General features: G+C 68.5%; 12 protein-coding genes. 7 read left to right on the top strand and 5 right to left on the bottom strand.

The genetic code is table 11. The features are described from left to right. Nucleotides 1-464 precede the first annotated feature (464 nt). A complete protein-coding gene (locus tag ACFE7F_RS01310) occupies nt 465-1595 on the bottom strand; it encodes a zinc-binding dehydrogenase (protein WP_375402018.1) in 1131 nt (376 codons plus the stop codon). A gap of 188 nt (nt 1596-1783) precedes the next feature. Here ACFE7F_RS01310 and ACFE7F_RS01305 point away from each other — a divergent pair, with 188 nt between their 5' ends. The 4 genes from ACFE7F_RS01305 to ACFE7F_RS01290 are packed head-to-tail and all read left to right on the top strand — an operon-like array spanning nt 1784 to nt 6673. Next, on the top strand, nt 1784-3577 hold the full coding sequence (locus ACFE7F_RS01305) for an IlvD/Edd family dehydratase (protein ID WP_375402017.1): 1794 nt from the start codon (nt 1784-1786) through the stop codon (nt 3575-3577). Between the two features lie 47 nt (nt 3578-3624). Beyond that, on the top strand, nt 3625-4764 hold the full coding sequence (locus ACFE7F_RS01300) for an aldose epimerase family protein (RefSeq protein ID WP_375402016.1): 1140 nt from the start codon (nt 3625-3627) through the stop codon (nt 4762-4764). 26 nt (nt 4765-4790) lie between these two features. Further along, nucleotides 4791-5960 carry a cellulase family glycosylhydrolase gene (locus tag ACFE7F_RS01295; RefSeq protein ID WP_375402015.1) on the top strand — a complete coding sequence of 390 codons (1170 nt, stop codon included), beginning with the start codon at nt 4791-4793 and terminating at the stop codon, nt 5958-5960. A gap of 26 nt (nt 5961-5986) precedes the next feature. Next, a complete protein-coding gene (locus tag ACFE7F_RS01290) occupies nt 5987-6673 on the top strand; it encodes a hypothetical protein (RefSeq protein WP_375402014.1) in 687 nt (228 codons plus the stop codon). 17 nt (nt 6674-6690) lie between these two features. Here ACFE7F_RS01290 and ACFE7F_RS01285 read toward each other — a convergent pair whose 3' ends face one another. Then, nucleotides 6691-7557, bottom strand: coding sequence for an NAD(P)H-binding protein (locus ACFE7F_RS01285; protein ID WP_375402013.1), 867 nt, complete (start codon nt 7555-7557; stop codon nt 6691-6693). A gap of 97 nt (nt 7558-7654) precedes the next feature. Further along, nucleotides 7655-8395, bottom strand: coding sequence for a FadR/GntR family transcriptional regulator (locus ACFE7F_RS01280; RefSeq protein WP_375402012.1), 741 nt, complete (start codon nt 8393-8395; stop codon nt 7655-7657). A 151-nt stretch (nt 8396-8546) separates the two neighbouring features. On the opposite strand from ACFE7F_RS01280, the gene ACFE7F_RS01275 reads away from it, so the two are divergent. The 3 genes from ACFE7F_RS01275 to ACFE7F_RS01265 all read left to right on the top strand — a co-directional run bounded on the left by ACFE7F_RS01275 (nt 8547) and on the right by ACFE7F_RS01265 (nt 13404). Beyond that, a complete protein-coding gene (locus ACFE7F_RS01275) occupies nt 8547-9548 on the top strand; it encodes a family 43 glycosylhydrolase (RefSeq protein WP_375402011.1) in 1002 nt (333 codons plus the stop codon). A 168-nt stretch (nt 9549-9716) separates the two neighbouring features. Next, nucleotides 9717-12536: a TonB-dependent receptor gene (locus tag ACFE7F_RS01270; RefSeq protein ID WP_375402010.1), complete on the top strand. Its 2820-nt coding sequence runs from the start codon at nt 9717-9719 to the stop codon at nt 12534-12536. A 7-nt stretch (nt 12537-12543) separates the two neighbouring features. Then, nucleotides 12544-13404 carry an SMP-30/gluconolactonase/LRE family protein gene (locus ACFE7F_RS01265; protein ID WP_375402009.1) on the top strand — a complete coding sequence of 287 codons (861 nt, stop codon included), beginning with the start codon at nt 12544-12546 and terminating at the stop codon, nt 13402-13404. Here ACFE7F_RS01265 and ACFE7F_RS01260 read toward each other — a convergent pair. Continuing rightward, nucleotides 13390-15483, bottom strand: a complete 2094-nt coding sequence (locus ACFE7F_RS01260; RefSeq protein WP_375402008.1) for a prolyl oligopeptidase family serine peptidase — start codon at nt 15481-15483, stop codon at nt 13390-13392. The genes ACFE7F_RS01265 and ACFE7F_RS01260 overlap by 15 nt on opposite strands. 133 nt (nt 15484-15616) lie before the next feature. Beyond that, nucleotides 15617-16720: an SMP-30/gluconolactonase/LRE family protein gene (locus tag ACFE7F_RS01255; protein WP_375402007.1), complete on the bottom strand. Its 1104-nt coding sequence runs from the start codon at nt 16718-16720 to the stop codon at nt 15617-15619. Between the last annotated feature and the right edge of the window lie 112 nt (nt 16721-16832).

The following is a 16832-nucleotide window of genomic DNA, read 5'->3' as shown; positions in this document are numbered from 1 at the left end:
TCGTCAGGCTCATAACCTGAAGGTCACAGGTTCAAATCCTGTCCCCGCAACCATCTTCCGTTCGCGTTTATCCGTATTCCCCTGCGTCTTTCGTGGGGGCTTTTTTGCGTCCGGAACGTAAGCGATTTCAGGACTCGCCAATGAGTGCCGAGCTGGATCCTCACGATGGTCGCCAAAGTTGCGCTGAGCGCCTGCGAGATCAGCCATCGTCTGCGGCTCTGGTCGCTTCACCAAGACTGCGGTGCAGATTCGGGAGAGCGCGGGCAAGCCCGTGATCAGGCTATCCGGCCAGGTCGCGGGCGCGGCGCTGCTCGCTGTGCGGCCGACCAGCTGGGCGGGTGCGGCGGGAGCGACAAGCTCGGCGCGGCGATTCACACCTACCACCGATCCGCGACCTCCACCGCGAGGGCGGCAACACCGCGCCGTCGCTAATTGCGGGCCAATTGCGGGCGGCCAGCTCGCCCTCAGCGGCTTGGATCGAGGAGGTACTTGGCCCCGGTCGCCTTGCGCGCATAGGCCTCCACCGTCGCCGGCTCCAGCGCCTCGGCGAGCGAGATCGTGTGGGTGTAGTGGCTGGCGAAGGTAGTCGTGAGCTCGCGCGCCACGCGGTCCTTGAGCGCCTGCACCGCGTCGCCTCCGATCTTGCCCAGGAACGGCGTGAGCAGGAAGCCGCACACGCCCCAGGACAGCCCGAAACCGCGGTCGATGATCGTCGGCCCCACGTCCAATGAGCCGTAGATATAGACCTGCTTGAACGTCGCCGACCCATAGCGGCTATAGGCGCCGGCCGTGCGATTGGCGGCCGCCTCCATCGCATGAAGGATCGTGTTGGCGAGCTTGCCGCCGCCGATCGCGTCGAAGGCGATTGTCGCGCCCGTCTCCGCCACCGCGTCGGTCAACGCCTCGCGGAAGTTCTCGGCCGTGCTGTCGACGACGTGCTTCGCGCCGATCTCGCGCAGGATCGCCGCCTGTTCGACGCTGCGCACGATGTTCACCAGCTGTACCCCGTCGACTAAGCAGATACGGTTGAGCATCCGCCCCAGGTTCGACGCGGCGGCCGTGTGGATCAACGCGGTGTGTCCCTCGGCACGCATCGTCTCGACCATCGCCAGCGCGGTCAGCGGGTTGACGAACATCGACGCGCCATCGGCCGCGCTCGCGCCATTGGGCAGGACGATACAGTCGCGCGCTCGCAGCTTGCGAAATTGCGTATACATGCCCCCGCCGAGCATCCCGACGCGCTTGCCGATCAGCGCTTGGCTGTCGGGACCTGCCGCGATCACCGTGCCCGCGCCTTCGTTGCCGACCGCCATCGGCTCGTCGAGCCGGGGCTTCATCATCCCCATCCGCTGCGGCGGGATCGTCGCGGTCAGCGTCGGCCGGTCGCCGGAGCGGCCCGCCGTCATCGTCGCGAGGTCGGCGGGCCCGAGCAGCAGGCCCAGATCCGACGGGTTGATCGGCGCGGCCTCGACCCGCACCAGCAGCTCGCTCGGCCCGGGCTCGCCGACCGCGACCTCCTGCAGGTCGAGCACCAGCCGTCCGTCGGCAAACACCGTCGAGCGTAGTTCCAGGCTTTGGTGTGGCTGATCGGACATGAATTCCTCCCCGTGCGGCGGACTCGCCGTTTCGCCGGGGAGCCTAACGCCAGGCCCCCATGTTTGTCATGCTTCATGCAGACCCGGTTTTATATGATCTATCTGCTTTGTATCGGCGGCGGTCGCCGCTATCTTCGCGTCATGCATGAAATGCGACGGTGGTTCTCGACGGCTAAGGAGCGACGCGAATGAGCGGTGACGCCCAAGGCGGCCTGCGTTCCCGCGCATGGTTCGACGATCCGACCAACCCCGACATGACCGCGCTTTATGTCGAGCGTTACCTCAATTTCGGCCTGTCGTTAGAGCAGCTCCAGGGTGGCCGCCCGATCATCGGCATCGCGCAGTCGGGCAGCGACTTAGTCCCCTGCAACCGCCATCACCTCGTGCTCGCCGAGCGCGTAAAGGCGGGGATCATCGAAGCGGGCGGGATCCCGCTCGAATTCCCGACGCATCCCCTTCAGGAAACGGGCAAGCGCCCGACCGCCGGGCTCGACCGCAACCTCGCCTATCTGGGGCTGGTCGAGATACTGCACGGCTATCCGCTCGACGGCGTGGTGCTGACGATCGGCTGTGACAAGACGACGCCGTCGGCGCTGATGGCCGCGGCGACCGTGAACATTCCCGCGATCGCGCTGTCGGTCGGGCCGATGCTCAACGGCTGGTACAAGGGCGAGCGGACGGGCTCGGGCACCATCGTCTGGCGCGCGCGCCAGATGCTCGCGGCGGGCGAGATCGACGCGCGCGGCTTCATCGAGCTGGTGGCGTCCTCCTCGCCATCGACGGGCTTCTGCAACACCATGGGCACCGCGACGACGATGAACTCGCTCTGCGAGGCGCTCGGCATGTCGCTCCCGGGATCGGCGGCGATCCCCGCGCCCTACCGCGACCGCCAGCAGGCGGCGTGGGAAACGGGTCGCCGTATCGTCGAGATGGTCCGCGCCGACCGCAAGCCGTCCGACATCCTGACGCGCGACGCCTTCCTGAACGCCGTGCGCGTCAACTCGGCGATCGGCGGATCGACCAACGCCCCCATCCACCTGAATGCGATCGCGCGCCATATCGGTGTCGAGCTGACGCTGGAGGATTGGGAGCGGCACGGGGCCGATGTTCCGCTGCTCGTCAACCTGCAGCCCGCGGGCGAGTATCTGGGTGAGGATTATTATCGTGCGGGCGGCGTCCCCGCCGTCATGGGCGCGCTGATCGACGAGGGGCTGATCGAGGGCGGAGCGCTGTGCGCCAACGGCCTGACGGTCGCCGAGAACTATACGGGTAAGCGGAGCACGGACGAGGACGTGATCCGCCCGTTCGACCGGCCGCTTAAAGAGCATGCCGGGTTGACCGTGCTGCGCGGCAATTTGTTCGACGCGGCGGTGATGAAGCTCTCCGTCGTCTCTCCCGAATTCCGTGAGCGGTACCTGTCCGACCCCGCCAGCCCCGACGCGTTCGAGGGCTCCGTGGTCGTGTTCGACGGGCCGGAGGATTATCACAGCCGTATCGACAGCCCCGAACTCGGCATCGACGAGCGCACGATCCTCGTGATGCGCGGCGCGGGGCCGATCGGCTATCCGGGCGGCGCGGAGGTGGTCAACATGCGCCCGCCCGCCGCGCTGATCCAGGCGGGCGTCCATGCGCTGCCATGCCTGGGCGATGGGCGGCAATCGGGGACGAGTGGCAGCCCGTCGATCCTGAACGCCTCGCCCGAGGCGGCGGTGGACGGCGGCCTTGCGCTGCTCGTCACGGGCGACCGGGTGCGGATCGACCTGAACACCCGGCGGGTCGACCTGCTGGCGGACGAGGCCGAGATCACACGCCGCCGCGCCGCGCTGGCGGAGGCGGGCGGCTACGTCTCCCTCGCCTCGCAGACGCCGTGGCAGGAAATCCAGCGCGGGATCGTCGGCCAGTTCGAGACGGGCGCGGTGCTCGAGCCCGCGGTCAAGTACCAGCGCATCGCCCAGAAGGGGCTGCCGCGCGACAGTCATTGATAAACGGCACGGGCGATTTGAACGCCCGGCCGGGACGGGAGATTAGGATGACGGGCAGGTTTCTTCTCGGGTTGCTGGTGGGAGTGGGGGCCATGATCGCGACTCCGGCGGCGGCGGCGACCGCCAAACGGTCCAGCTTCGGCCGGCTGCCCGACGGGCGCGAGGTCGCGGCGGTGACGCTCGCCAACGGCCAGGGCATGTCCGCGACTTTGATCGCCTACGGCGCGGCGATCCAGTCGGTGATCCTCCCCGACCGCACGGGCAAGCCCGCCGACATCGCCATCGGCCATGCGACGATCGCTGCCTATCTCGCCAAGCCGCAATATTTCGGCGCAACCGTCGGCCGCTTCGCCAATCGCCTCGCGCTCGGGCGCTTCACGCTCGACGGGCGGACGTATCAGACGCCCGTCAATAACGGCCCGAACGCGCTGCATGGCGGCACGCAAGGCTTCGACAAGGTGCTGTGGACGGTGCGCGACTTGAAGTCGGGTTCGACCGCATCGGTCACCATGCGCCATGTCAGCCCCGACGGCGACCAGGGCTATCCCGGCGCGATGACCGTGGACGCGACCTACAGCCTCGACGAGCGCAACCAGCTCACCATCGAATATCGTGCCACGACGACCAAGCCGACGATCGCCAACATCACCAACCACGCATACTGGAACCTGGCCGGTGAGGGCGCGGAGAGCGGCGCGATGGGGCATGTCGTGACCATCCCCGCCGACAGCTTCCTCCCCACCGACGCGGGCGCGATCCCGACCGGTGAGCGCAAGTCGGTCGCGGGTACGGTGTTCGACTTCCGCCGCCCGACCGCGATCGGCGCGCGCGTTCGCGACGCGTCCGACGAGCAGATCGTGTTCGGCCGCGGCTACGACCATAACTGGATAATCGGGCGGGAGGTGACGCGCGACCTGCACCTGATGGCGCGGGTCGAGGACCCGGTATCGGGGCGCGGTTACGAGCTGCACTCCAATCAACCCGGGCTGCAGTTCTATTCGGGCAACTTCTTCGACGGGACCAGCATCGGCAAGAACCGCCGCCTCCACCGCATGGGCGACGCGATCGTCATGGAGCCTCAGCTGTTCCCCGACACGCCCAACCAGCCCGGTTTTCCGTCGGCGCGGCTCGCCCCCGGCCAGACGTATCGCAACGTCATGGTCTATCGCTTCACGACCGGCCGCTGATCCGTCGTTCCCAGGAGTATTCGCGCATGAACAAGCTTTCCCTCGCGCTCGCCGCCGCGACGTTGACGATCGTCGCCTCGCCCGCGCAGGCGCGCGACCAGTGGACCAAGGGGACCGCGAACGACTGGTACGCCGGCCAGCCCTGGCTCGTCGGCGCGAACTACGCCCCCGCCACCGCGATCAACCAGTTCGAGATGTGGCAGGCCGAGACCTGGGATCCCGCGACGATCGACAAGGAGCTCGGCCTGGCGCGCGGCATCGGCATGAACACGATGCGCGTCTATCTTCACAACATGCTCTGGGAGAACGACCCGGAGGGGCTGAAGCGCCGCATGGACCAGTTCCTGACGATCGCGGCCAAGCACGGCATCCGACCGATGTTCGTGCTGTTCGACAGCTGCTGGGACCCGAACCCCGTCGCCGGACCGCAGCATCCGCCGATCCCGGGCGTCCATAACAGCGGCTGGATGCAGGCACCGGGTGCCGCGCGTCTCGCCGACCGGAGCGGCCACGCCAAGCTGGAGGCCTACGTCAAGGACATCGTCGGCCACTTCAGGAACGATCGCCGCATCGTCGCCTGGGACGTGTGGAACGAGCCCAACAACGACGGCGGCGGCAACTACGCGCCGACCCCGAACAAGAAACAGCTCGTCGCCGCCCTGCTCGGCCGCATGTTCGACGCCGCGCAATCCGCCGACCCGATCCAGCCGTTGACCTCGGGCCTGTGGATCGGCGAGAACTGGGATCAGCAGTCCAAGCTCGACGCGGTGGAACGAGTCCAGGTCGCGCGCTCGGATATCATGTCGTTTCACGACTATAACTGGCCCGAGCAGTTCGAGCGCCGCGCGCGCCAGATGCAGACCTACGGCCGCCCCGTGCTCTGCACCGAATATATGGCGCGCGGCAACGGATCGACCTTCGACGGGTCGCTGCCGATCGGCAAACGCATGAACATCGCCATGATCAACTGGGGCTTCGTCGACGGCAAGTCGCAGACGCGCCTGCCCTGGGACTCGTGGAAGAAGCCCTATACGATGGACGAGCCCACCATCTGGTTCCACGAGGTCTTCCGCGCCGACGGCACCCCCTACCGCACCGCCGAGACCGACCTGATCCGCCGCCTGAGTGCCGCGCCCAAGGGCGTGGTGCCGCCCGCGCCGACAATGGCGGTGGCGGGCAGGGCGGCGCGCCGCTAGTCCCTAACGTTTTGGGGAGACGGCGATTGCTCAAGCGGATGATGCTGGCGGCAGCGCTTGGCTGCTGCGCGCGGGGAGCGCACGCGGACGAACTGCAGGACCGGGTGCTGGCGGGCGCGCGCGCGACGCGGGCGGACTCCCACCTGTTCCGCCGCACCCTGGCGATCGAACGGACGGGCGCGCCGCGCCAGGTGCGCATCGAGGAACACGACCCGCGCCGACCCACCGCCCAGCGCTGGTCGCTCGTCAGCATCGACGGGCGGGCGCCCACCGCTAAGGAACTGGCCGATGCGCGCAGGCAGCGGCGCGGGCCCGTTCCCTCCTACGCCGACATCGCCCGCTGGTTCGGCGCGCCGGCCGTGCGCGTCGCCGCCGCGCCGGGTTACGCCGCCTACCGGTTCGCGCGCCTGCCCAAGGGGGCGCTGAAGCTCGGTCCCTTCGACGCGTCGGAGAATGTGACGGCGGAGGCGGTCGTCAACGTCCAGGGTTCTCGCCCGTTCGTGGAACGGGTGCGCTGGACGGCGACCAAGCCGTTCCGGATGATGCTGGTCGCGTCGGTACGGAACATGGCGGTCAACGCGCGCTACCGCTTGTTGCCGGACGGCTATCCGGTTCCGCAGGATCTGAGCAGCGACACCTCCGGCTCGATGCTCGGCAGGTCCGGGCGGTTGCGGACGGCCGCGACCTACGCCGACTTCCGACCGGCGCGGTAGCGCGTCGCCCCCCGGCGTCAGCCGCGCAGCTTCTGCGCGATCAGCGCGCGCATGGAGGTCGGCGTCCGGCCCAACAGCCGCGCGAGCGTCGGGTCGGCGGGTGCGAACTCGCCCGCCCGGCTCGCGGTGTGGAGCCCCGACACCATGGCGACCGCGCCCTCCGGTGCGCCGCGCGCTGTCATCTTCGCGCGCAGCAGTTCTTCCGTGATCGTCTCCCGGCGGACGGGACGGCCCAGCAGGTCCGACGCGATCCCGGCCATGTCGCCCAGGTCGAGCGCCTCCGCCCCGGTGAGCGGCGGGGTTGGCCCCTCGAACCGTTCCCCACCCGCCAGAACGATCGCGGCGGCCTCGGCCAGGTCGGCATGCGCGGTCCAGGCGACCTTGCCGTCCGCCGGAGCCTCGATCACCCCCGTCTCCAGCGCGTCGCCCATCAGCGCGATCCCGCTCGCCGCGTAGAATCCGTTGCGTAGCGCAGTCCATGCCGTCCCGCACGCCGCCAGCATCCCCTCGGTCGCGGCGTGGTCGAGCATCGGCGGAAAGGCGGATGTCCCATTCGCGGCCATGTGGCTAGTATAGATGATCCGCCGGACGCCGACGGCGCGCGCCGCCTCGACCGCCGACCGGTGCTGCGCCAGCGGATCGCCCCCGGACGCGCGCGCGTTGGAGGAGACGATCAGCAGCTGTTCCGTACCCTCGAAGGCGTGTGGGAGGCTGTCCGGGTCGCCGAAGTCGCCGCGCCGCACCCGGACGCCGAGCGCTTCCAGCTCCCTCGCCTTGCCCGGATCGCGGACGCTCGCGCCGACCTGGGCCGCCGGGACCAGGCCGACGAGCTTTTGGACGATGGCGCGGCCGAGTTCGCCCGTGGCTCCCGTAACGACGATCATGAACGGCTCCCACGGTCCCGGCTCCGGGCATAGCGACATCGGCCGGATCGGTGAATATGACGTCTCGCAACGAGCGGGCGATATGCGCGACGCACGTTCATCCCGCCTCCTCCTCTGCGCGCGCCATCAGTGCGAGCACGTCGGCGATGATCTTGCGCATCGCGCCGCGTGCCGCGTCGGCGTCGCGCGCTTCGATCGCGCCCAGCACCGCGCGGTGGTCGGCGATGTTCGCCGAATGACCCGTCAGCCGGTTGGTGAAACGGATGGAGGTGCGCAGCGCGGTCGTCACCACCTCGCGGAACTGCCGATAGAACGGATTGCCCGACGCGCGCAGGATCGCAACGTGGAACTCGATGTCGGCCTCCAATATCTCGTCCTCGCCGCGGTCGGCCGCCGTCATCCGGTCGAACCCGGCCTGGATGGCGTCCATGTCGTCTGCACCCGCATGGCGCGCGGCGAGCGCGGCGGCCTCCGGCTCGATCGCGATGCGCAGTTCGTTGAAATGCTGGAGCAGCTCGACCGAGAATTTCCGCTCGAGCAGCCAGCGCAGCACGTCGGTGTCGAACAGGTTCCACGACGTGGTCGCCTGAATGATCGTGCCCTGGCGCGGACGCGCGCTCAGCAATCCTTTGGCGGTCAGCATCTTCACCGCTTCGCGCGTGACCGAACGGCTGACGCCATGCTGCTTGGCGAGCTCACCCTCCGTAGGGAAGCCGCGCGCCTCGAAGCGGCCATGCACGATCGCGCGCCCCAGACTGTCGAGCAGGCCGTAGGTCAGGTTGCGGCCCAGCTGCGTACGCACACCGCCCGGGTCGGGCCGGTATCCCTCTTCGCTCATGATCCTCCGGTCGCGATCCCCATTCGACACAGGGGTTTAACGACGGTCGACGTACGGGCAAGTCGGATCGATAGACGTTAGTCAGATTGATCGCACTTGCCTGCATTTGGCGGCAGGACGTACCATGTCGGGGTTCCGATTGGAGTTCACGATGATGATCGTGCGCGCGCTGCTGCTCCTCGCCGCCCTCCCGCTACTCGCCTTCGCCCCGCCGCAAGCGCGCCCCGAACCGCGTAACCCCGTGATCGTCGGCGCGGACCCGCATCTGGCGATCGTGTGCGATACCTATTGGCTATACCCCACGAACGCGACCGATCCGTCGGACGGCTTCCAAGCAACACGCTTCTACGGATATGCATCGCGCAATCTGCGGCGCTGGACGCGGTCCGGCCCGCTCCTCGACATGGCCGACATCCGCTGGATCGACGATGACGGCGCAGCCAAACACTACCTGTGGGCACCTGCGCTCGCCCAGGCGAACGGCCGCTATTACCTTTACTACTCGGTCGGGCCGCAAAACCCGACGCCTAGCCGCATCGGCGTCGCGGTCGCCGATCGCCCCGGCGGCCCGTTCCGCGACAGCGGTCGCCCGCTCCTGACCGGCGGGCAAGGGTTCGAGGCGATAGATCCGGAGGTGTTCGTCGACCCCGCGAGCCGCAAGCCGTACCTTTATGCCGGCGGCAGCGCGGGCGCGAAGCTCCGCGTGTTCGAGCTCGCACCGACCATGACCGACATCCTGCGCGAGGTGCCCACGGAGATGCCCAGGCTCTTCACCGAAGGCCCGTTCGTCCATCTCCGGAACAACGTCTACTATCTATCCTACAGCCACGGCCGCTGGAACGATGCGAGCTATTCGGTCCATTACGCGACCGGCCGCTCGCCCGAGGGTCCTTGGACCTACCGCGGCCCGATCCTGAAAAGCGACCGGATGCGCAAGGGTCCCGGCCACCACTCGATCGTCCGCAATCCGACCAGCGGCGACTGGTTCGTCGCCTATCACCGGTGGGACCGCCCGGCGGGCGCGGGCCCGTTCCGGGGCGTCCGCGTCACGGCCGTCCAGCGATTGGAGCATGACGAGCGGAACGGCCTCCGGACCATACGCATGACCGACGCGCCGCCGCCGCCCGCGCCGATCGACGCGCGCCCCTGCTGACCATCGTGGGTGCCGGTAGGTCGCGACCGTTGCGAAAAAGTTACAACATCTAATTTATGCGATAAATCTGTTATCCTATGACTTGATGCTCTATGCCGACCTTGCTCTAGGTAAGCGACGATGAACCGAGCGGGTTCTAACCCGCCGTCGATAGACCGGGAGGACGTCATGAAGGCCACTACGCGGCTACGCGCCACCAGCTCCGTCGTCGCCCTGCTTCTGGGTGCCGCGCCGGCCCTGGCCCAAACCACCGCTTCCGACCTGCCGACCCGGACCCCGGCGCCCGAGACTCCCGCGACGACGACTCCCGCGACCGTGCCCGACACGGCCCAGGGCACCCCTGTCGATGCGACCGATCCTGTCGGCGACGACGCGGTGGGTGAGGACATCGTCGTCACCGGCATCCGCGCCAGCTTGGCATCGTCGCAGAACCTGAAGCGCAACGCCCCGCAGATCGTCGACGCCGTCGTGGCCGAGGATATCGGCAAGCTTCCCGATATCGCCGTGTCCGACACCGCCGCGCGCATCCCCGGCGTCCAGGTCGTGCGGCTCGGCGGCGAAGCGGCGCAGGTGCTGATCCGCGGGCTTCCCGAGGCATTCTTCGGAACGCTCTATAACGGCCGTGAAATCTTCACCGCCGAACGCCGGGAGGTCGCGCTCCAGGATTTCCCGTCCGCCGGTATCGCCGCGCTTGAGGTATTCAAGGCGAGCACCGCCAACCTCGTCGAACCGGGCGTCGCGGGTCTTACCAACGTTCGGTCGCGCCGGCCGTTCGACTTCACCGGCTTCGAGCTGTCGGGCACCGTTTACGGTCTCCACACCGTTCAGGCGGGCGAGGTCACGCCCAACGGCAATCTCCTCGTCTCCAACCGATGGGACACGGGAATCGGCGAGATCGGACTGCTTGTGAACGGCTCCTATACCGAGCTCCAGTTCCTCGACTCCGAGCCGTCCAACACCGACTTCGTCGCCGATCCCGTCATCAACGGGCAGCGCGTCCGCTTTCCCGACATCCAGCGGCTATTCTACCGGTCGGGCAACCGCTCGCGTCCGTCGGGCAACGCCTCGCTGCAATGGCGGCCCAGCCCCGATCTCGAATTCTACGCCGAGGGTTTGTATCAGGGCTTCCGCAACCGCATCGACGACCGGCTGATCGAGGCGACGTTGTTCGGCAACGCCGCAAGCAACACGAGCTACGGCAACCTCGTCCTCCGCCCGGGCACCAACCTGCTCGAAAGCGGCACGGTGACCAACTCCGCCGGTGCGCTGTTCGCGGTCCAGGGCGGCACCTTCAACAAAACCGACACTTATCAGTTCGCGGTCGGCGGCATCTACGATGCAGGGCCGCTCCGGATCACCGCCGACCTGGCGCGCACGAAATCGACCTTCACCGGTTCGACCGAGTCGGTCGACCGCACGCTCGCGGGTGGGCAGACGGTGAACTTTGATCTCCGCACCCCGCAATTCAGCATCCCAAGCTTCAACGCCGCCGATCCCGCGAACTATTTTTTCGACGGGTTTTATGAGGAGGCACAGGAGTCCAAGGGCGACGACTACCAGGCGCGGGTTGACGCCGAGTACAAGCTCGAATCGGGCTTCATCCGCAGCCTGCAGGTGGGCGGACGCTATACGACCCGCGACGCCCGCCGCGAGTTCGGCAACCGGTTCGCCGGCTTCCGCGGCCAAGGCATTCCGCAAAGCGCGCTGCCGCTCGATTTTCGTTCGGTCCCGTCCGGCTTCAAGGGCACGGACGTCCAGGGCTTCCGGACCTTTCTCGCGCAGACCTACGACAGCATCCGCGCGAACCGCACTGACCTGCGTCAGTTCGTGCGCGCGCGCGGTGCCGCTGCCTTCACCGACGAGGCGGTCGCGGCCAATCCGTTCGAGACGTTCGACGCGACGCTCGAGACGATCGCGGGCTACGGCCAGGTCGGTTATGCGGTCGGCGATGTGCTGGATGGCGTGGTCGGCATCCGCGCCGTCCGTTCGACGATCGGGATCGATGGAACCTCGTTCGTCGATCCGACCGGAGAAGGCGCGGCTGCGGCGACGCCCGTGTCACTCGACGACCGGTTCACCGATTATCTGCCCAACGCCAGCCTCCGCTGGCGGATCACTCCCGAACTGCAGCTTCGCCTGTCGGCGACGCAGACGCGCACGCTGCCCAGCTTCGCGCAGCTCAACCCGTCCCAAAGCCTCGGGCGGCCCGGCACCCAGCCGCCGAGCGCGTCCAACCCGTACATCAATGCGCGCGTCGGCCGGGGCGGTAATCCCGCCCTTCAGCGTGTCGAGTCGAACAACTACGACGCGTCGCTCGAATATTTCTTCTCGCGGGCGGGCTTCGTGTCGGTGGCGGTGTTCCGACGCGACGTGGACAATTTCATCCAGACGCAGACCAACCGCTTCATCGACCCGGCGCTCGGCCCCGTCATCATCACCGATCGGCCGATCAATACGGATAACGGACGCATCGACGGCGCCGAGGCGCAACTGTCGACCTTCTTCGATTTCGACTTCGTCCCCGAATTCGTCCGCAGCTTCGGGGTGCAGCTCAACTACACCTACCTCGACGCCAAGACCGATTTCCCGGTCCAGAACGATGCGGGCGCGGTGACGATCGTCCGCGACCGGATCCAGGAGGTCTCCAAGCACACCTATAATATCGTCGGTCTGTTCGAGCGTGGGCCGGTGTCGGCGCGGGTCACCTACAACAAGCGCAGCCGCTATCTCGACCGCCGCGACGTGCGCGGTGACGAGGAGGGCGGGCTCTTCCGCGAGTTCGCCGAGCCCGCCGGACGCCTGGACCTGTCGACCAACCTGCGCGTCACCGAGCGCGCGACGGTGTTCTTCGACGCCACCAATCTGACGGGCGATCCGTTCAGGGTGACCTTCAGCTCGGCCCGTGCCGGCGCGCCGCGCGCCGAGTTCGTGCGCTTCCTGCGCTTCGACGAGCAGACCTTCTCGCTCGGCCTGCGTTTCCGGATCTGATGCGGCGTTGACCAAGCCCCGCGTGATCCCGCGCGGCGGCCAGCGCGACCGGCTCGGCGAGGGGCTGTTCTGGTCCGCGCGCGAAGGCGCGCTCTACTGGACCGACATCCTCGCCCCCGCGCTGAACCGGCTCTCGCTTGAGGACGGCGCGGTCACGCGCTGGCCGATGCCCGACATGATCGGCTGGGTCATTGAGCGCGCGCACGCCCCCGGGTTCATCGCGGGTTTCCGCGGCGGGTTCGCCGAGCTCACGCTCGACCCGCTCGTCATCACCCCGATCACCGGCCCCGAGCCCGACCTGCCCGGCAACCGCCTGAACGACGCCAAGGCCGACAGGCACGGCCGCATCTGGGCGGGCACCATGCCCATCGGCGCGGACCGGCCGAGCGGCTCGCTCCACCGTCTCGACCCCGACCGCACCACCGGCCGGGTCGACACCGGCTACACCGTCGCCAACGGCCCGGCGATCAGCCCGGACGGCGCATGGCTCTACCATACCGACACCGTACCCGGTCGCGTGTACCGTTTCGCGCTGGACGAGGCGGGCGTGCGCGACCGTGAGCTGTTCATCCAGTTCGAGAGCGGCTGGGGCCGACCCGACGGGATGACCATCGACGTCGACGGCGGGTTGTGGATCGCGCATTGGGGCGGGGGCCGCGTCAGCCGGTTCACCCCCAACGGCGCGCTCGATCGATCGATCGCGCTTCCCGCCTCGCAGATCACCAACGTCTGCTTCGCGGGCGAGGCGTACGACCGAATGTTCGTCACCTCCGCCGCCGACGGCGCGGAAGCCGAACCGCACGCCGGCGCGCTATTCGAACTCGACCCCGGGATCCGCGGCCTCCCGCCCCACCTATTCGGCGGCTGACCCCGCCACCGCGGTGGGAGAGGGCGCTCCCCGCTCGTACCGCTTGAACCACGCCAGGATCGCTCGCGCCTTGGCACCCGACTGCGACGGCCGCGCCGCCAGCCCGCCGTGGCTCGCGCCCGGCACCTTGATCAGCGCGGTCGGCACCCCGCGCAACTGGAGCGCGGTGTAATACTGCTCCGCCTCGCTTACGGGCGTGCGGTAATCCTCCGATCCGACCACCACGAGCGTCGGCGTCGTGACGTTCCCGACCAGCGATAGCGGCGAGCGCGCCCAATAGGCCTGCGGGTCCTCCCACGGGAACTTGCCGAACCAGTAGCGCGAGAAATAGGCCGGATTGTCCGCGACCAGCACTTGGCTCGTCATGTTGACCACCGGCTTCTGCGTCGCCGCCGCCTTGAACCGGTTCGTCTTGCCGACGATCCAGCTCGTCAGCACGCCCCCGCCCGATCCGCCGGTGACGAACAGCCGGTCGGGATCGGCGACGCCCGACGCGATCACCGCGTCGACCGCGCTGATCAGGTCGGCATAATCGTCGCCGGGATATTGGTGATGGATCAAATTGGCGAACTCCGCGCCATAGCTCGTCGACCCGCGCGGATTGACCGACAGCACCGCATAGCCGTCGGCGGCGTAGAGTTGGTTGTCCGTCGAGAAATGCGGGCCGTAGGCGGCATGCGGCCCGCCATGGATCTCCAGGATCAACGGCACGCGCGCGCCCTCCGCATATCCGGGCGGCAGCGTCAGCCAAGCGTCGATCGCCCGGCCGTCGTGGCTCGACTTGGCCGACACGCGCCGCACTTCGCCCATGCGCTTGCCCGCGCGCAGGCTGTCGTTCAGCCGCGTCAGCATCCGCCTCGCGGTCCCCCGCGCCAGTCCTACATCCGCCGGAGCCGACGCGTCGCCGCCGGTGAACGCGACCGCGCCGTCCCTCGCCACCGAGAACTCGCCGCCGCTATACGGCCGGTCGAGTGGCGCGCCCGTCAGCCCCTCGGCCACGGTACGTACCGATCCGTCGAGCCCAACGCGCGCCACGCGTACCTCGCCCTTGTCGGCGTACGACACGTACACGCTGCGCCCATCCGCCGCCCAGACCGGCCGCTCGACGCTGCGGTCGAGCGCGGTCGTCAGTGCGCGTGGGGAAGCGCCGTCGCGGTCCATCACGTAGAGGACGACGTTATGATAGCCCAAGTCGCGGTCGTCGAACCCCGTATAGGCGATCCGCGCGCCGTCGGGCGACACGACCGGCTCGCCGTCCGGCCCTTTGCGCGACGTCAACGTCCAGATCGCGCCCGTCGCCACATCCAGCGCATGCACCTCCGACTCCTGCGCGTTCCGCTCCCACCCGGGCGTTCGGTCGGCGGAAAAGTGGATCGTCCGTCCGTCGGGCGACCAGGATAGCGGCCCGTCGTCGTGATACCGCCCGAACGTCAGCTGCCGTGCCGCGCCGCCGTCGGCAGGTACGATGAAGATCTTGGAATAACCGGGTTTCAGCACCCCGCGCCCATCCGACCGGAATGTCACTTGGCTTGTGATCTGCAGCGGATCGGCCCATTTCGCGCCTTCGGGCTTGGGGTCGGCCGCGCCGAGCTTGGGCCCCTCATCCGGCACGAACAGCGTATAGGCGATCCGCCGCCCGTCGGGCGACCAGGACAGCGAGCCGGGCGTATCGGGCAGGTTCGTCACCCGCGCCGCCTCGCCGCCGTCGATCTGGCGCACGAACAGCTGCGCCGACGCGCCCCCGTCCGTCATTGGGGTCGCGGAGACGTAAGCCAGACGACGGCCGTCGGGCGACCAGCGCGGCGACGTGTGCGCGCCCGGCCCGGCGACCAGCGGCGTGTGCTCGCCGGTGCGCGTATCGATCAGCCAAATGCTGGGCACCGCGCGATCGGTCATCAGGTCGTTCTGCCGCCGGACATAGGCCACATATCGCCCGTCGGGGCTGATCCGCGGGTCGGTCGCCACCTCCAGCCCGAACAGGTCGCGCACCCCGAACCGCGAGGATGCCTGGGGTGACTGCGCCCCCGCCGTTCCGCCCATGAGCGCCAGCACCGCCGCGATCGCCACCCGTTTGCCCATCGAACGCCTTCCTTATTTGTCCGCATCATCGCGGACCGGGAAAGCGCCGTCCAGTCTCACCGATAGATGGGATCCGGCCTCGGCTTCGCTCCGACCGAGCGACCATTAGGTCGGATTATTCTGGTTCTCGTCCTCACGGCCGCACCGCGATCCGGTACAGCTCGGTCTTCAATCGCGGTCCCGCGCCCGGCTTGAACCAGGCCGAGTCCTGGATGTGCGACGCCGTGACGTACAGCGACCCGTCGGGTCCCTCCGCCAGGCTGTCGGGCCAGCGCAGCCGCCGGTCGGTCACGAACGGCCGCATGACGCCGTCGGCGCCCCGCACCCGCACCGCATAATCCTCGGGCGCGGTCGAATAGAACGCCCCGGCCTTGCTCCACCAGATCGCGTCGGCGACCCGGTTCTCGCCCACCCGCTCCACCGCTCGCTCGATCAAATAGAGGCTGGCGGTCGGGTCGGTCAGCACGGCGACGGGCACCCGGTACAGCGTCTTGCCCGTCAGCGCCTGATAGTGGACGTACCCGTCGGGCGATACCGCGATCCCGTCCGACGCGAACTCCGGCCCGCGCCCGTCGGGTCGCCTGAGCGGCTTGCCGTCGAGCGTGACGGTCACGTCGCGCTCGATCTGCGTCGACGGATGCCCGTCTAGTACCCGCCGCGCCGTCCCGCTGGCCAGATCGACCACGATCAGCGCCCCTTGCGCCCCCGAGTCGGTCAGGAACGCGTGCCGCCCATCGGCCGAGAAGCGCACGTCGTTCATATAGCTCGCCGCCGGCGCGACATACTCGTCGAACCGGATCACCTGCACGACCTGGTTGGTGGCGAGGTCGATCTTGATGAGCTTGGGCGCGCCGGGCACGACCTTCTCCGCATTGGGCGCACCCGGATCGACCACCCACAAGCCCCCGCGTCCGTCGGCGACCACGCTCTGGACGCACACGAAGTGCGTCGCCGGATCGAGCCCGTTTTTGTTCGCGTTGCGCCACCCGTTCCACCGCGCGTCCGGGTAGGGCCGGATCGACCCGTTCGGCAGCACCTCGGCGACCGAGGTCGGCACATCGTTCGTCCAGCGCGGAAAGTTGACGAATGTCCGCCCTGTCTCGGTCACGGCCACCCCCGTCACCTGATCGGGGAAGGAGGCCACCAGCTCCGGCCGGCCGCCGCCCCGCTGCGCGTCCGCAGGGATCGCGATCGCAAGCGCGAGCGCCGCGCCGCCGAGAAGAAGTGTGAGCCGCATCGCGCCGTTTCCCTGTTCCGTGATGGAACGGCAAAGCGCGAACGGCGGGCGTGGTTCCCGTCATCGAACTCGGGTCGCCCGGCGGCTTCAGGGCGGGCTATCCGACCACAGC

Source organism: uncultured Sphingomonas sp. (assembly GCF_964235535.1).
Lineage (GTDB): Bacteria > Pseudomonadota > Alphaproteobacteria > Sphingomonadales > Sphingomonadaceae > Sphingomonas.
The sequence above is the reverse complement of the archived record's forward strand: the minus strand, read 5'-3'. Positions and strand labels throughout refer to the sequence as shown.